The following is a 14,816-nucleotide window of genomic DNA, read 5'->3' as shown; positions in this document are numbered from 1 at the left end:
TGCCTTGAGTTGTGGCAAAGTGCCAGTCCTGCTTGGCTGGACCTGGATCGTGCATTGAGGTAGTTTTGCCGGTTACGCGGGAGCGTTCCAGCTCCAGACAATCAGGCTTTTTCCGCCCGCCGGTATTGATCATGGTCAATGTCGGCGCAGCGCATGGCCTGGCCCGGGCCCGGCCCGTTCTATTCATCAGTCACTGACGCTAGGTTCACCATGGCTCAATACGTCTTCACCATGCATCGGCTGGGAAAAGTTGTTCCGCCGAAGCGGGAAATCCTGAAAAACATCTCCCTGTCATTTTTCCCCGGCGCCAAGATCGGCGTGCTCGGCCTCAACGGTTCGGGTAAATCCACGCTGCTGAAAATCATGGCTGGCGTCGACACCGAGTTCGAGGGCGAAGCCCGCCCGATGCCGGACCTGAACATCGGCTACCTGCCCCAGGAGCCGCAACTGGATCCGTCCAAGACCGTGCGTGAAGTGGTCGAGGAAGCCGTCAGCGTGATCAAGGACGCCCAGGCTCGCCTGGACGAGGTCTACGCGGCCTATGCCGACCCGGATGCCGACTTTGACAAGCTGGCGGCCGAACAGGCCAAGCTGGAAGCCATCCTGCAGGCCAGCGATGGCCATAACCTGGAGCGCCAGCTGGAAGTCGCGGCTGACGCCCTGCGCCTGCCGGCCTGGGACGCCAAGGTCGAGCACCTGTCCGGTGGCGAGAAGCGCCGTGTGGCCCTGTGCCGCCTGCTGCTGTCGGCCCCCGACATGCTGCTGCTCGACGAACCGACCAACCACCTGGACGCCGACTCCGTCGCCTGGCTGGAACACTTCCTCCACGACTTCCCGGGCACCGTGGTTGCGATCACGCACGACCGTTACTTCCTGGACAATGTGGCCGGCTGGATTCTCGAGCTCGACCGCGGCGCGGGCATTCCTTACGAGGGCAACTATTCGGGTTGGCTGGAAGCCAAGTCCGATCGTCTGGCCCAGGAGTCCAAGCAGCAGTCGGCCCATGAGAAGGCCATGAAGGAAGAGCTGGAGTGGGTGCGCAAAGGCGCCAAGGCCCGCCAGTCGAAATCCAAGGCTCGCCTGCAGCGCTTCGAGGAAATGCAATCCCAGGAATTCCAGAAGCGCAGCGAAACCAACGAGATCTACATCCCGGCCGGTCCGCGCCTGGGCGACAAGGTCATCGAGTTCAAGAACGTCACCAAGGGTTATGGCGATCGCGTGCTGATCGACAACCTGTCGTTCTCCATGCCCAAGGGCGCCATCGTCGGCGTGATCGGCGGTAACGGTGCCGGTAAGTCGACCCTGTTCCGCATGCTGATGGGCAAGGAACAACCGGATTCGGGCAGCATCGAAGTCGGTGAAACCGTGCAACTGGCGTGCGTGGACCAGAGCCGCGAAGACCTGGACGGCAGCAAGACCGTGTTCCAGCAGATCTCCGATGGTTCCGACCAGATCCGCATCGGCAACTACGAGATCCCGTCGCGTACCTATGTCGGTCGCTTCAACTTCAAGGGCGGCGACCAGCAGAAGTTCGTCAAGGACCTGTCCGGTGGTGAGCGTGGCCGCCTGCACCTGGCCCTGACCCTGAAGGAGGGCGGCAACGTCCTGCTGCTCGACGAACCGTCCAACGACCTCGACGTTGAAACCCTGCGTTCCCTGGAGGAAGCCCTGCTGGACTTCCCGGGCGCCGCCATTGTGATCTCTCACGATCGGTGGTTCCTGGACCGCGTGGCCACTCACATCCTGGCCTATGAAGACGATTCCCAAGCGGTGTTCTTCGAAGGCAACTACACCGAGTACGAAGCCGATCGCAAGAAACGCCTGGGCGAAGCCGCCGCGCAACCGCACCGGGTACGGCACAAAAAGCTGGCCTGATCGGGTCGCTGCTTGAAAGAAACGGAGCCTTCGGGCTCCGTTTTTTTATGCCTGGCAGAAGCCTCGACGGTTAATTTTCCAGCGCGGGGCAACGTTCAAAGTGAGTGCAAAACAGTCAATTTTTGTCACCAATTCAGTGCGTAAAACACCTGCAAAACCGGGCTATTTATATTTATTGCACCATTTAAATTCATATCTGCGACATTTTGCGCTGTCGCGGTGCGGGTTGAATTGATAAAGTCCCGGGCAAATCTCCCTTTAACGACAATAAATTTGCCGAGACTTCCCATGATCGAATCCGTCGAAGACTTCCTCGCCCGCCTGAAAAAGCGCGACCCGGACCAGCCTGAATTCCATCAGGCGGTGGAAGAGGTACTGCGCAGCCTCTGGCCGTTTCTCGAAGCCAATCCGCATTACCTGAGCTCCGGCATTCTCGAGCGGATCTGCGAGCCGGAACGCACCGTGGTGTTTCGCGTGTCCTGGGTCGACGATCAGGGCAAGGTTCGGGTCAACCGTGGCTTCCGCATCCAGATGAACAGCGCCATTGGCCCCTACAAGGGCGGCCTGCGCTTCCATCCCTCGGTTAACATGGGCGTGCTGAAATTCCTCGCCTTCGAGCAGACCTTCAAGAACTCCCTGACCTCCCTGCCCATGGGCGGTGGCAAGGGCGGTTCGGACTTCAACCCCAAGGGCAAGAGCGACGCTGAAGTGATGCGCTTCTGCCAGGCGTTCATGACCGAGCTGTACCGCCATATCGGTGCTGATGTGGATGTGCCAGCCGGCGATATCGGTGTTGGCGCCCGGGAAATCGGCTTCCTCTTCGGTCAGTACAAGCGCCTGAGCAACCAGTTCACCTCAGTGTTGACCGGCAAGGGCATCAGCTACGGCGGCAGCCTGATTCGTCCAGAGGCCACCGGTTTCGGCTGTGTGTACTTTGCCGAGGAAATGCTCAAGCGCCGTGGTGACCGGGTTGAAGGCAAGCGCGTGGCGATCTCCGGTTCCGGCAACGTGGCGCAGTACGCTGCCCGCAAGGTCATGGACCTGGGAGGCAAGGTGATTTCCCTGTCGGACTCCGAAGGCACCCTGTACTGCGAGTCCGGCCTGAGCGAAGAGCAATGGCTGGCGGTGCTGGAGCTCAAGAACGTCACCCGTGGGCGCATCAGCGAACTGGCGGGCCGCTTCGGCCTGGAGTTCCGTGCCGGCAAGACCCCATGGGACCTGGCCTGCGATATCGCACTGCCCTGCGCCACGCAGAACGAACTGGACGCGGAGGCGGCCCGTACCCTGCTGCGCAACGGCTGCACCTGTGTCGCCGAGGGCGCCAACATGCCTACTACATTGGAGGCTGTGGATATCTTCATCGATGCCGGCATTCTGTTCGCCCCGGGCAAGGCGTCCAACGCGGGTGGCGTGGCGGTGAGCGGGCTGGAAATGTCGCAGAACGCCATGCGCTTGCTGTGGACTGCCGGTGAAGTGGACAGCAAGCTGCACAACATCATGCAGTCGATCCATCACGCCTGTGTTCACTACGGTGAAGAGAACGGCCGGATCAACTACGTGAAGGGCGCGAACATCGCCGGTTTCGTCAAGGTCGCCGATGCCATGCTCGCCCAGGGCGTGGTCTGAGGTGCTTCAGGCCGGCTCGATACGGATGATTTCAATCACCTGATCCCCGACCGGCCGCTGCCATAGCACTTCGTCACCGGGTTGTGCCCCCAGCAGGGCGCGACCCAGGGGCGAAGCCCAGTTGATCAGCCCCCTGGCTGCATCTGCCTGATCCTCCCCGACCAATTGCACCCGCTGTTGCTGATCCTGCTCATCGGCGAAGGTCACCCGGCTGCCGATCTGCACCTTGTCGGTGCGGGTGGCCGCAGTCACCACCTGGGCACTGTGCAGGCGCTGGGAGAAGTAACGCAGGTCGCGTTCCAGTTCCGCCAGGCGCTGCTTGTCGGCATTGTCTGCCAAATCGCTTTGCTGCCCGTGCTGTTCATGCAACTGGGCGACTTTGGCCTGGAGCTCGGCGAGCCCCTGGGGCGTGACGTAATTGGGATGGCTGCTGATCTGCCGCTCCACGGGCTGCTCGACCTGGTCAGCGGCCTGATCCTCATTGACGAAGGCTCGGCTCATGGTGGTGCTCCTTGCAGGGAGGGCGGACCATGGTTGCAGGCTTGGGCCCCGGACGGATACCTGAAAACGACCTACTGCGAGCGATAGGCGCGGGCCGCGTCGCGGTCCTTTTCCTGTTGCCAGGCTCGTTCGCGTTCGTCCCAGTGCCGTTCTCGATAGTCGTTGCGGTCCTGATTCTCCAGCATTGCCTGGCATTGGCGGAAACCATCGTCCCAGCCTTCGGCGTATTGCGGATCCTTGAGGTAGCGCGGCACGTCCTTGCGAAACTCCCCGCTCATGGACCCCGCCGCCTGGCGTCCACTGACACAACCGGCATCGAAGCCGTCGGCAAAGGCCGGCGGATAGCCTTGCTTGAGCAAATACTCGTGGTTCGACTCACAACCACCGATCAGGGCCAGTGCCAGCAATGCCCAAGCGTAACGCCACATCGAGGAACTCCCAGACTTCACATGCGTGAAGTCTAGAAGGGCGATTGTCGGTGACGCGTGAAAACCTTGTCGCTAGCAGCTTGACCCTCGCAGCTGCCGTTAATAGTGATACCACTTGAGCTCAAGCATCACTTCGTTGACCGGGCTGGCCAGCTGGCTGAATTCCCGTTGGGCGCTCAGGCGCAGGCCCAGATTGCGCGACAGTTCCCACTGCTGGTTGAGGCTCAGGCTGCGGCGTACCTCGCCATTGGTGAAGTAGTCGCCCTTGGCTTCAAGGCTGAAGTTGCCCAGCGGGTTTTTCCACAGCAACCCGGAGTTGAAGCCGGCTGCCGGCGCGATGAAACCGGCGAAGTCAGCGTTGTGCTCGACCCGCACCGTGCCCAGGACAAAACCCAGGGTGTCCTCGCCCAGTTGCCAGGTGCCGCCGGCACCGCCGTTCACATGGCTGACCAGGGTTTCATCGTCATGCTTGCCCGGCACTCGCTCCAAGCCGCCGGTCACCTGCCAGGACCAGGGCTGCAGCAGCTCGTTGCGCGGCGTCAGGGAGCGGATGGTCGCCAGATCCAGTTGCTGCAACTGCCAGTGGTTGCCTTCGTACTGGCGCAGCTTCATCTGCAGGATCTCGATCTGCGCCCCGAGGGGGAAACCTTCGGCGTTGTCATTGAGGTCGTGGTAGGCCATGCGCAGGCCGTACTCGGCAAAGGCCTTGTCGTCCCGGGTGCCGACCCCCAGTTGCCAGGTGCGCGACTGATGGCCGTCTTCCGGCAGGCCGGGCCGTTCGATCTGCAGCTCCGGCGCCGGGTTCTGGTTGATCGCCCGCAGCAGCTCGAAGCTGCGCTGCGAGCGCTGCGGGTCGCGCTCCAGGCCGTTGGCCCGGTAGCGTTCGAGGCGGTAGGCGGCGTCGACGATCAGCGCCTGGCGATCCCGGGGCAGGGCCTTGAGTTCAGGGGCCTGCAGCTGCTTCTGATCGGCGCTGACCTTGAGCACCCATTGCTGTTCCTCCGGGTTGAGGGGCTGGGCGCGACTGAGCAGCTCCCGCTCCCGGGACGGGCGATAGTCGATGCGCTCCACCAGCCCGGCGTCCTTGACCGCCTTGACCGTGTCGGTGGGAATCGCAGTCAGCGGGAACTGCTCGGTCAGGCGCAGGCTGGGCCTGGCCACCTGCAACAGTTCAAGCAGGCGGTAGGAGCAGTTCTCATCGAAGAAGAAGTAGTCGAATTTGATCTGCTTCAATTCCCAGACGTGCTCCACCATGCGCTCGGTTTCGGCCTGGGTCAGGTTCAGGCGGTACTCCCATAGGTCACGGTTTTCCAGGCTGCGGTATTCCGAGAGTTTCTCCTGGTAGGGCACCAGGGCGAACAGCCCGGGGTAGCCGCCCATCAGGCCTTTCCAGGCGTAGAGGATGCTGTTGTCCGAGCCTTCGATGTAGGCACCGAAGTTGATCGCGTAGCTGAGCAAGGCGGTGTTGTTGCTTTGCACGTCGGCCTGGTCGATGCGCAGCAGGGTGTGGCCGAACATCGACGAGGGGCTGTTCAGATAGGCCGCGGGAAAGATCATCACCGTGCTGTGGGGCGAGACATCCTTGAACCACTGCTTGAACTCGGCGCATTCCACCTGGGGCACATCGTTCAGGCCCAGTTGCGCCTTCAACCAGCGGGTGCGCGATGGGTAGACGCACTGCGCATGTCGGTCGCCTGCATCGGCGGGAGCGTAGAGGGCTTTCAGCGTCGCTGCGAGCTCCGCGTCGGGATGATGGGCGCCGTCGGGAGCGAGGAAGAACTTCGGGTCGCTGACGTAACTGCGCCAGCCACCGAGCTTGGCTGTTTCGTAATGACCTATGGAGATCCAGAAGGGGTCATTGGCCAGTTGCTGCAAACGTTGAGGATCGATCTGGGGCGCGGCATACAACGGGGCGCAGACACAGAGCGCCAGGTAGGCAAGGCGTTTGAGCATGGTGGGCAACTTAAGTCGGAAATACAAAGACCCAAGATGGGCAAGGTCCGGAAAACAAAACCCGCTCCTCGTGAGGAGCGGGTGGGTCGAGCTTAAGCGGGGGTTGCGTACTTGGCCAGGCGCGCATCGCTCTTGAGCACGGCCAGGGTATTGGTGTGCACATCTTCCGCGGTCACGTCAGCCTTGCTGAAGATCTGCTGGAAGTGCTCGTGGGTTACCGCGGCAAAGTGCTCACGGTCTTCAGGCGCCACGCCGAGAACCACGGCATAGGTGGTCAGGGCTTCGCCTTGACCCTTGGCCATGTCTTCGGAGAGCTCGTTCATCATGCCGTTCATGGCGAACCAGGATTTACCGCCGTAGGTCAGCGCGGAGTTGGTCGAGCAGCCGTTGGTGCCGGAGGTCATGCCGAAGGTGGCGTTGCCGGAAGTGCCGTTGGTGGTGGATGCCAGGAAGTGCGCCGGAGTGCCTCGCTGGCCTTCGAACAGCATGTTGCCCCAGCCGCAATCCGGGCCGCCTGGGGCCTGGGCCATGGCGTTGAGGGATACAGCGGTGAAAAGAGTACCGAGAAGAATCCGTTTCATAGCGTTGTTCTCTTTGTGTGCATACCAATGGACAGGGAGACTGGCCCATGCCGGCACCAGTGGGCCGGTTATCTATCCAGCCGCGCAGTTTGGAGTTTAGGCAGGTTCCTTGGGTTCCGTAACTATTTACAAAACAATGCATGAAACAGCCGGTTTTACTTGGCATCGGTGGCGTCCTCCACCTTGGCTATGCTTTCCCCCGAGGCGTGCCTTGCCAGCCGGGCATACCCGGCGCCAGAATGCCGTCATTCGCCCCGCCTGATGTAAGGAAGCCCGATGCCTGATCCTGTTGCTGCCAGCTTGCGTCTAGCGCCTGAAGCGCTGACCCGTCCTTTCTCTGCTGAACAGTTCAGCTTCTCGACCACCAATGATCTGGAGCCCTTTCGCGGTGTGCTCGGCCAGGAACGCGCGGTCGAGGCCTTGCAATTCGGCGTGGCCATGCCGCGCCCCGGTTACAACGTATTTGTCATGGGCGAGCCGGGCACTGGCCGCTTCTCCTTCGTCAAACGCTACCTGAAGGCCGAAGGCAAGCGCCTGCAGACACCGTCCGACTGGGTCTACGTCAATAACTTCGACGAGCCCCGGGAACCCCGGGCACTGGAGCTGCCGGCCGGTGCTGCGGGCAGTTTCATCACCGACATCAACGGCCTGATCGACAACCTGCTGGCGACCTTTCCCGCGGTTTTCGAGCACCCGTCCTATCAGCAGAAGAAGAGCGCCATCGACCGCGCCTTCAACCAGCGTTACGACCGTGCCCTGGATGTGATCGAGCGCCTGGCCCTGGAAAAGGACGTGGCGCTGTACCGTGACAGCAGCAACATCGCCTTCACCCCGATGTTCGAAGGCAAGGCCCTGGATGAAGCCGAGTTCGCCCAGTTGCCGGAGGCTGATCGCGAGCGTTTCCACGAAGACATTTCCGCCCTGGAGGAGCGCCTCAACGAAGAGTTGGCGAGCCTGCCGCAATGGAAGCGCGAGTCGAGCAACCAGTTGCGCCAGCTCAACGAGGAAACCATCACCCTGGCCTTGCAGCCGCTGCTCGCGCCGCTGTCCGAGAAATACGCAGAGAACGCGGCCGTCTGCGGCTACTTGCAGGCGATGCAGGTCTACCTGCTCAAGACCGTGGTCGAGCAACTGGTGGACGACAGCAAGACCGATGCCGTGGCGCGCAAGCTGCTTGAAGAGCAGTATTGCCCGAGCCTGGTGGTTGGGCACCCGGCCAGCGGTGGCGCTCCGGTGGTGTTCGAACCCCACCCGACTTACGACAACCTGTTCGGCCGGATCGAATACAGCACCGACCAGGGCGCGCTCTACACCACTTACCGCCAGCTGCGCCCGGGGGCGCTGCACCGAGCCAACGGCGGCTTCCTGATCCTGGAAGCCGAGAAGATGCTCAGCGAACCCTTTGTCTGGGATGCCCTCAAGCGTGCGTTGCAATCACGCAAGCTGAAGATGGAGTCGCCCCTGGGCGAGATGGGCCGCTTGGCCACCGTGACCCTGACGCCGCAGATGATTCCGCTGCAGGTCAAGGTCATCATCATCGGTGCCCGCCAGCTGTACTACACGCTGCAGGACCTGGATCCGGACTTTCAGGAGATGTTCCGGGTGCTGGTGGATTTCGATGAAGACATCCCGATGGTGGACGAGAGCCTGGAGCAGTTCGCCCAGTTGCTCAAGACCCGCACCTCGGAGGAGGGCATGGCGCCACTGACGGCGGATGCAGTGGCGCGACTGGCTACCTACAGCGCGCGCCTGGCGGAGCATCAGGGGCGTTTGTCGGCGCGTATCGGCGACCTGTTCCAACTGGTCAGCGAGGCTGACTTCATTCGTCACCTGGCCTCGGATGCAATGACCGACGCCGGGCATATCGAGCGTGCGCTGAAGGCCAAGGCCACCCGCACCGGGCGGGTCTCGGCACGGATTCTCGATGACATGCTGGCGGGCATCATCCTGATCGACACCGATGGTGCCGCGGTCGGCAAATGCAACGGCCTGACGGTGCTGGAGGTGGGGGATTCGGCGTTCGGCGTGCCGGCGCGGATTTCCGCCACGGTCTATCCCGGCGGCAGCGGCATTGTCGACATCGAGCGCGAGGTCAACCTTGGCCAGCCGATCCACTCCAAGGGGGTGATGATCCTCACCGGGTACCTGGGCAGTCGTTATGCCCAGGAATTCCCCCTGGCGATTTCCGCAAGCATTGCCCTGGAGCAGTCCTACGGTTATGTGGACGGCGACAGTGCGTCGCTGGGCGAGGCCTGCACGCTGATCTCGGCGCTGTCGAAGACACCGCTCAAGCAGTGCTTTGCCATTACCGGCTCGATCAACCAGTTCGGTGAAGTGCAGGCTGTTGGCGGGGTCAACGAGAAGATCGAGGGCTTCTTCCGTCTATGCGAAGCTCGGGGCCTGACTGGGGAGCAGGGCGCGATCATTCCTCAGGCCAACGTCGCCACCCTGATGCTCGACGAGAAGGTGCTGCAGGCCGTGCGTGCCGGGCAATTCCATGTGTATGCGGTGCGTCAGGCCGATGAGGCGCTGAGCCTGCTGGTGGGCGAACCGGCCGGCGAGCCGGACGCCGAAGGGCAGTTCCCCGAGGGCAGTGTCAACGCGCGAGTGGTGGAGCGCTTGCGGGTAATTGCCGAGATGATCAGCGAAGAGGAGCTCAAGGAAGCGGAAAAGGAGCAGGCGCAAGAAGCGCTGGCGGACACCAAGCCGGCTTGAGTCTGGCCAACGGCGAGGGCCTGGTCCCTCGCCGTTGGCGCCAGCGTGCTGACGCCAATTTTTCAAAATAGACCATTCGGCGCCTGTTGGATCGGTCAACTTTGTTTATCAGGCTTTTCTTCTATTCTCAGGGCAAGGAGAACGACAGTCGTCGCTGGATCGAAACAGCCCTCTGCTGAAGGCTGAACAGTGGATCTACCGAGGGTCGCCGCCATGTCGCGCAACCTTTGTCTCACTCGCCAATGCCTTGGCCTGGTCACCCGTATCGAATGCTGCGTCCGCCCCCTGGCGGGAGAAAACGGGATGTGGACCCTTCTCTTCGCCGCCGGAATGGCAGGTGAGCAACCCTCCGCAATCAAATCCCAAGGGCCGTTCTGTGGGCCGGTGGTGGCTGAGTCGATCCTCGATTCGATCGTTGAAAGCCTGACCACCCACGGCTATCAGCTGGCCGATGATCCGCAGATCTGGTGCCTGCATCTGCAGGCCCAGTTGCGGCAGATCAATGGCGAACGCGGTCGCAGCTTCCAGTTCCAACCCGAGCATTGAGGCCTATGGGGCAGGGCTTTGTGGTTCAAGCTTGTCCAGCTTGACCTCGAAGCCATATTCCACGGTGTTGAGTTCGCTGCGTTCGTAGGTCTCCAGTTGGCTGGGCTGGCCATAGAAGTAGTGCACATCGAACAGCGCCGGGCCGCCGTTCGGCGCGTTGTGGCTGACCGCCAGAATCTCCTTCAGGTACTGGCCGCTGGCATCCTTGGCGTAAAAGCGCCAGGCGTCGGCGGGGAAGAGTTTCTGGTCGACGATCAGGGCGTTGCCCTTGAGCTCGAGGCCCTTGGGCAACTGCTGGGCGCTGAGGGTCTTTTTCTCGATGCTGGCCAGGTACAGCGGAATGGAGCCGACGGCATACGCCGGGGTTTCCGGGAACAGGTTCAGGTCGTAGGTGATGACGCCGCGCATAGGGTCGATTTCAAAGGCTTCGTCCGGTAGCTCGATCGGCTTGCTGCGCTGGCCTTTGTCATCCTGGGTGAAGAACGTCAGCGGTGTGTCACCGCTACTGAACTCCGAGCCCAGCAGCTCGTCATTGAAGGTTCGCGGGTGACTGAATTCAATGCGTGCCGCGCTGGCGTCGTCCACTGACTGGCTGATGGTCACGGAGTCTTTCAGTGCCTCTTCGTCGAGCTCCGCGCCCTTGAGATAACTGGCGGCCTGGTCGTCATACACCACCACGGGCACTGGCAACAGCTGAAGGTTCTTGTCTGTGGTGCTGCGGTCGAAACGCCGTACGGGCAGGTCCAGGTCCTTGCGAGTGACGCTGGCCTGGGAAAAATCGAGTACGGCGACCTCCAGCTTGTCGATCAAGCCATTGAAATAGACCTTGGCGTAATGATGGGTGTGTTGCTGGTCGAACGCCTTCTGCTCGTCCTCCAGTTGTTTCTCGAAGGCATCGCTCCAGCTTTTCTGTTTCTGCATCTGCGCCAATTGTTGCCGGTAGAACGCAATCTGCGGTGCGTCTTCGTTGATTGAACCGGAGCGGGAAAGGATCTGCCCGCTACTGTCGCGGGCTTGTGCCAGCAGCGGGTTGAGCGAGGCATCATTGGCCTCTTCGGGCAGCGGCGCGCTGTTGCTCAGCTCGATTTCGGCGACGTTCTTGTCCAGCGACAGCAAGGTCAGGCTGATGTTGCCGTCCTGACGGGGCTTGCCGATGTCGGCCTTGGTCAGCTCGAAGTCGAGCACACGACCGGGGGCGATCACCTCCAGCTTGCCCTGCAGAGAGAGCGGCTGGGGCTGGTTCTTGTTCTCGACCTCCAGGCCCTCGATAAAGGGATAGGTCACGGTCAAGTCATCTGGATTGGTCAGGTTGGAGCTGGAAGGGCTCAGTTGGATCCCCGGGTCGGTTTCCGACCATTCGGGTTGAAACGCGATGACTTTCTTGTTGCTCAGGGTGACTGACTGCCACTCCAGGCCATGGGGAAAGGGGAACTGCGCCGGCATGTTGAAGCTGAAGGGGAAAACCGGTTGCAGGTCGGTCAGGTAGTCCGAGTTGGAGGACTTGCGCAGCACGAACAGGCCATTGACGTAGGTGTCCACCAGGGCTTGTGGCGTGGGGTAGTGCTTGAGCAGGGCCAGGCTGTCCTCGCCGTACTCGGTCTCGATCGGCTTGCTGGCGAGCTTGAGTTGCGCCCGTTCCAGGAGAAGCAGTGAGCCGCCCAGGTCGGCCACGGCGTCCTTGAGCTTGGGATCCTGGATGGCGTCCAGGGATTTCTCGAAGGCACTGGTTCTCTCTTCCAGGCTGGCCTGTTGCTTTTCATCGCTGGGCGAACAGCCGCCGCTGAGCAGCAGCGCCACAGCCAGGCCGACGCTGGCCAAAGGCAATCGCAAATCCATTTTCCGGTCTTCCTGTCCAATATCGGTGAGCGGTAGGAACGCCTTGGACACTAGCAGAAAAAACGTCCGGAAAAACCCGTGTTGCGGGGGATTTCCTGTGGTTTATGGGCTTTGGGAGCGCTGATATACTCGCCGCCGTTTTTTACCAGGTGCGAGATTCAATGGAACGTTTTATCGAAAATGCGATGTATGCCTCACGCTGGCTGCTGGCGCCGATCTACTTCGGTTTGTCCCTGGGCCTGTTGGCGTTGGCATTGAAGTTCTTCCAGGAGGTCTTTCACGTTATCCCCAACGTATTCGCCATGGCCGAGTCCGAGCTGATCCTGGTCCTGCTGTCATTGATCGACATGGCGCTGGTGGGTGGCCTGCTGGTGATGGTGATGATCTCCGGCTACGAGAACTTCGTATCGCAGCTGGACATCGACGAGGACAAGGAAAAGCTCAGCTGGCTGGGCAAGATGGATTCTTCGTCGTTGAAGATGAAGGTGGCGGCGTCCATTGTGGCGATCTCGTCGATCCATCTGCTGCGAGTGTTTATGGATGCCAAGAATACTCCGACCGAGTACCTGCTGTGGTACGTGGTGATCCACATGACTTTCGTGATTTCGGCATTTGCCATGGGGTATCTGGACAAGCTGACCAAGCACTGACCGTCCTCGCCGGTCGACTGCAGTCCGCCCGGCCGTTGCGAAACGGACGGGCGGTGTTGTTTGTGGCTTGTGCTTTTCCTGGCCGGGGCATATCCCTGTAACGGTCAGGGGCTCAACATGCACGAGGTGCACTCATGAACCTGCAGGAAATGAATGCCTATGCGATTGCCGGAAAGGTCGATGAACTGAACTTGATCTCCCTGGAAGGCGGGATCTACCTGCTCGAGGCACGCATGCATGGCGCGGCGTACCCACTGAATGATGCACGTGGCCAGACCTTCCACCTGCGCTCGGTGGAGCATGCCCGGGAAGTGCTGCAATCCTTTCCCAAGCTGCCGTTCAACCTGATCCACACCTCGGTGCACGACGAGATGTGCGGTTTGTCCGCCAGCGCCGAAGAAAGCCTGAAAGTGCCCATTGCCCTGCACTCGGGCGGCTGAAGCCCGCGTGCGGTGAACCGTGCCGGGCTTCTGTGCTAGTCTGCTCGCCCTTTTGGTTCCGGGCGCTCCGGAAGGCGCTGTGTACCCACGGCCTTTCTCGAGCCGTCCGCACAGCGGAGCAGTGTCATGTCCGAAGTAAATCTGTCCACCGACGAAACCCGCGTCAGCTACGGCATCGGCCGCCAGCTGGGCGACCAGCTGCGCGACAACCCGCCACCGGGCGTGAGCCTGGACGCGATTCTGGCCGGCCTGACCGACGCTTTCGCCGGTAAGCCAAGCCGTGTGGGCCAGGACGAAATGTCCGCCAGCTTCAAGGTCATCCGCGAGATCATGCAAGCTGAAGCAGCGGCCAAGGCCGAAGCGGCGGCTGGTGCCGGCCTGGCATTCCTGGCTGAAAACGCCAAGCGTGAAGGCATCACCACTCTGGCTTCCGGCCTGCAGTTTGAAGTGCTGACCCAGGGCGAAGGTGCCAAGCCATCCCGTGAAGACAGCGTGCGCACTCACTACCACGGCACCCTGATCGACGGTACTGTCTTCGACAGTTCCTACGATCGCGGCCAGCCTGCTGAATTCCCGGTAGGCGGCGTGATCGCTGGCTGGACCGAAGCTCTGCAATTGATGAACGCCGGTAGCAAATGGCGTCTGTATGTGCCGAGCGAACTGGCTTACGGCGCACAGGGTGTGGGCAGCATCCCGCCGCACAGCGTTCTGGTGTTCGACGTCGAGCTGCTGGACGTTCTGTAATTCGTGCAGGAGCCAACTTGCTGGTGATGGAGGGACCGCGTCCGTGGTCGATTCATCGCCAGCAAGCTGGCCCCTTGGTCGGTTTCGGTTTCATAGGCGAATTTTGGCGCTCAGGCCCTGGCCATCAGTGCCGGTCGGCCGCAAGGCTCTGGCGTAGCAGAACAAAAACAGATTGCGCACCAGCTCCTTGAGCACCAGTGGCTCGCTGGAGCTCAAACCATTCAGGTCCAGATCTCCCTGGTCCTGCAGCTCGCTCAGGGCTTCCTCTTCCAATACCGCACAGACTTCACCGGTTTCCCGATGCAGGATCCGCAGGTAAGGGTGTGGCCGGTCCAGCCAGGCATCAATCAAATAAGTCATGGGGTCATCTCCTTGAATGGGGGTTCAATGAGAATAATTCTTATTCAATGAATAGCAAGTGCCTATTGGCAGTTTCTGCTTTTTTCTGTGCAGAAATTGTTTTCGATCAAACCGCCTGGCTTTTTGCTAGCAAGGGCTGGGGGAGTGTCGCAATGGGGGAGGGGGGCAGCGTAGGGGAGCCCTCCCACGCCAGGCGCGGGAGGGAAGCGGCTTCAGACCTTGCGGACGAACTCGGACTTGAGTTTCATCGGGCCGATGCCGTCGATCTTGCAGTCGATGTCGTGGTCGCCATCGCACAGGCGGATGTTCTTGACCTTGGTTCCGACCTTGACCACCAGGGAGGTGCCCTTGACCTTGAGGTCCTTGATCACGGTGATGGTGTCGCCATCTTGCAGCACATTGCCGACCGAATCTTTCTTCACGGCTTCATCGGATGCGGCCTCGGCTTCGCCGCTGGCGGACCACTCGTGGGCGCACTCAGGGCAGATCAGCTGGGTGCCGTCCTCGTAGGTGTATTCGGAATTGCATTTTGGGCAGGGTGGCAAAGTGCTCACTTAAGCT

At 61.2% G+C, this 14,816-nt stretch carries 15 protein-coding genes; 7 read left to right on the top strand and 8 right to left on the bottom strand.

Annotated elements, in window-relative coordinates; translation table 11 throughout:
• The first annotated feature begins 210 nt into the window (after positions 1-210).
• Positions 211-1,875 (top strand): energy-dependent translational throttle protein EttA, encoded by a 1,665-nt coding sequence (gene ettA, locus ACZ5BO_RS30330; RefSeq protein WP_464697306.1) that lies wholly within the window; start codon positions 211-213, stop codon positions 1,873-1,875.
• Between the two features lie 125 nt (positions 1,876-2,000).
• Here ettA and ACZ5BO_RS30325 read toward each other — a convergent pair whose 3' ends face one another.
• A complete protein-coding gene (locus ACZ5BO_RS30325) occupies positions 2,001-2,165 on the bottom strand; it encodes a hypothetical protein (RefSeq protein ID WP_157838091.1) in 165 nt (54 codons plus the stop codon).
• On the opposite strand from ACZ5BO_RS30325, the gene gdhA reads away from it, so the two are divergent.
• Entirely contained in the window at positions 2,164-3,501 is a 1,338-nt protein-coding gene (gene gdhA / locus ACZ5BO_RS30320; RefSeq protein WP_025129197.1) for an NADP-specific glutamate dehydrogenase, read from the top strand. The genes ACZ5BO_RS30325 and gdhA overlap by 2 nt on opposite strands.
• Before the next feature lie 6 nt (positions 3,502-3,507).
• Here gdhA and ACZ5BO_RS30315 read toward each other — a convergent pair whose 3' ends face one another.
• The 4 genes from ACZ5BO_RS30315 to ACZ5BO_RS30300 form a co-directional block, all read right to left on the bottom strand.
• Positions 3,508-4,002, bottom strand: a complete 495-nt coding sequence (locus ACZ5BO_RS30315) for a GreA/GreB family elongation factor (protein WP_025129196.1) — start codon at positions 4,000-4,002, stop codon at positions 3,508-3,510.
• A gap of 71 nt (positions 4,003-4,073) precedes the next feature.
• Positions 4,074-4,430 carry a hypothetical protein gene (locus tag ACZ5BO_RS30310; protein ID WP_025129195.1) on the bottom strand — a complete coding sequence of 119 codons (357 nt, stop codon included), beginning with the start codon at positions 4,428-4,430 and terminating at the stop codon, positions 4,074-4,076.
• Positions 4,431-4,529: 99 nt separating this feature from the next.
• Positions 4,530-6,383, bottom strand: a complete 1,854-nt coding sequence (locus ACZ5BO_RS30305; RefSeq protein WP_464697305.1) for an Lnb N-terminal periplasmic domain-containing protein — start codon at positions 6,381-6,383, stop codon at positions 4,530-4,532.
• A 92-nt stretch (positions 6,384-6,475) separates the two neighbouring features.
• Positions 6,476-6,964: a DUF3015 domain-containing protein gene (locus ACZ5BO_RS30300; RefSeq protein WP_025129193.1), complete on the bottom strand. Its 489-nt coding sequence runs from the start codon at positions 6,962-6,964 to the stop codon at positions 6,476-6,478.
• Positions 6,965-7,240: 276 nt separating this feature from the next.
• On the opposite strand from ACZ5BO_RS30300, the gene ACZ5BO_RS30295 reads away from it, so the two are divergent.
• Together ACZ5BO_RS30295 and ACZ5BO_RS30290 are read left to right on the top strand one after the other, a co-directional pair.
• Entirely contained in the window at positions 7,241-9,679 is a 2,439-nt protein-coding gene (locus tag ACZ5BO_RS30295) for a Lon protease family protein (protein ID WP_025129192.1), read from the top strand.
• Positions 9,680-9,892: 213 nt separating this feature from the next.
• Positions 9,893-10,225, top strand: coding sequence for a PA4575 family protein (locus ACZ5BO_RS30290; protein ID WP_025129191.1), 333 nt, complete (start codon positions 9,893-9,895; stop codon positions 10,223-10,225).
• Between the two features lie 3 nt (positions 10,226-10,228).
• Here the strand turns inward: ACZ5BO_RS30290 and ACZ5BO_RS30285 are convergent, their stop codons facing one another.
• Positions 10,229-12,061: a hypothetical protein gene (locus ACZ5BO_RS30285; protein ID WP_464697304.1), complete on the bottom strand. Its 1,833-nt coding sequence runs from the start codon at positions 12,059-12,061 to the stop codon at positions 10,229-10,231.
• Between the two features lie 161 nt (positions 12,062-12,222).
• On the opposite strand from ACZ5BO_RS30285, the gene ACZ5BO_RS30280 reads away from it, so the two are divergent.
• The 3 genes from ACZ5BO_RS30280 (at position 12,223) to ACZ5BO_RS30270 (ending at position 13,895) form a co-directional block, all read left to right on the top strand.
• Positions 12,223-12,711 (top strand): TIGR00645 family protein, encoded by a 489-nt coding sequence (locus tag ACZ5BO_RS30280; RefSeq protein WP_025129189.1) that lies wholly within the window; start codon positions 12,223-12,225, stop codon positions 12,709-12,711.
• A 134-nt stretch (positions 12,712-12,845) separates the two neighbouring features.
• Positions 12,846-13,151: a DUF6482 family protein gene (locus tag ACZ5BO_RS30275; protein ID WP_025129188.1), complete on the top strand. Its 306-nt coding sequence runs from the start codon at positions 12,846-12,848 to the stop codon at positions 13,149-13,151.
• A 126-nt stretch (positions 13,152-13,277) separates the two neighbouring features.
• Positions 13,278-13,895: an FKBP-type peptidyl-prolyl cis-trans isomerase gene (locus tag ACZ5BO_RS30270; RefSeq protein ID WP_025129187.1), complete on the top strand. Its 618-nt coding sequence runs from the start codon at positions 13,278-13,280 to the stop codon at positions 13,893-13,895.
• A 90-nt stretch (positions 13,896-13,985) separates the two neighbouring features.
• Here the strand turns inward: ACZ5BO_RS30270 and ACZ5BO_RS30265 are convergent, their stop codons facing one another.
• Together ACZ5BO_RS30265 and ACZ5BO_RS30260 are read right to left on the bottom strand one after the other, a co-directional pair.
• Positions 13,986-14,255 carry a PA4570 family protein gene (locus ACZ5BO_RS30265; protein ID WP_025129186.1) on the bottom strand — a complete coding sequence of 90 codons (270 nt, stop codon included), beginning with the start codon at positions 14,253-14,255 and terminating at the stop codon, positions 13,986-13,988.
• A gap of 212 nt (positions 14,256-14,467) precedes the next feature.
• On the bottom strand, positions 14,468-14,809 hold the full coding sequence (locus ACZ5BO_RS30260) for a zinc ribbon domain-containing protein YjdM (protein WP_016967028.1): 342 nt from the start codon (positions 14,807-14,809) through the stop codon (positions 14,468-14,470).
• Between the last annotated feature and the right edge of the window lie 7 nt (positions 14,810-14,816).

The sequence above is a fragment of the Pseudomonas sp. FFPRI_1 genome (assembly GCF_055384485.1).
The sequence above is the reverse complement of the archived record's forward strand: the minus strand, read 5'-3'. Positions and strand labels throughout refer to the sequence as shown.

Coding starts and splice junctions, on each gene's coding strand:
- ACZ5BO_RS30265 (WP_025129186.1), bottom strand. CDS start 14,255: ATGACTTATTTGATTGATGCCTGGCTGGACCGGCCACACCCTTACCTG.
- ACZ5BO_RS30315 (WP_025129196.1), bottom strand. CDS start 4,002: ATGAGCCGAGCCTTCGTCAATGAGGATCAGGCCGCTGACCAGGTCGAG.
- ACZ5BO_RS30295 (WP_025129192.1), top strand. CDS start 7,241: ATGCCTGATCCTGTTGCTGCCAGCTTGCGTCTAGCGCCTGAAGCGCTG.
- ACZ5BO_RS30310 (WP_025129195.1), bottom strand. CDS start 4,430: ATGTGGCGTTACGCTTGGGCATTGCTGGCACTGGCCCTGATCGGTGGT.
- ACZ5BO_RS30305 (WP_464697305.1), bottom strand. CDS start 6,383: ATGCTCAAACGCCTTGCCTACCTGGCGCTCTGTGTCTGCGCCCCGTTG.
- ACZ5BO_RS30280 (WP_025129189.1), top strand. CDS start 12,223: ATGGAACGTTTTATCGAAAATGCGATGTATGCCTCACGCTGGCTGCTG.
- ACZ5BO_RS30270 (WP_025129187.1), top strand. CDS start 13,278: ATGTCCGAAGTAAATCTGTCCACCGACGAAACCCGCGTCAGCTACGGC.
- gdhA (WP_025129197.1), top strand. CDS start 2,164: ATGATCGAATCCGTCGAAGACTTCCTCGCCCGCCTGAAAAAGCGCGAC.
- ACZ5BO_RS30275 (WP_025129188.1), top strand. CDS start 12,846: ATGAACCTGCAGGAAATGAATGCCTATGCGATTGCCGGAAAGGTCGAT.
- ACZ5BO_RS30325 (WP_157838091.1), bottom strand. CDS start 2,165: ATGGGAAGTCTCGGCAAATTTATTGTCGTTAAAGGGAGATTTGCCCGG.
- ACZ5BO_RS30290 (WP_025129191.1), top strand. CDS start 9,893: ATGTCGCGCAACCTTTGTCTCACTCGCCAATGCCTTGGCCTGGTCACC.
- ettA (WP_464697306.1), top strand. CDS start 211: ATGGCTCAATACGTCTTCACCATGCATCGGCTGGGAAAAGTTGTTCCG.
- ACZ5BO_RS30300 (WP_025129193.1), bottom strand. CDS start 6,964: ATGAAACGGATTCTTCTCGGTACTCTTTTCACCGCTGTATCCCTCAAC.
- ACZ5BO_RS30285 (WP_464697304.1), bottom strand. CDS start 12,061: ATGGATTTGCGATTGCCTTTGGCCAGCGTCGGCCTGGCTGTGGCGCTG.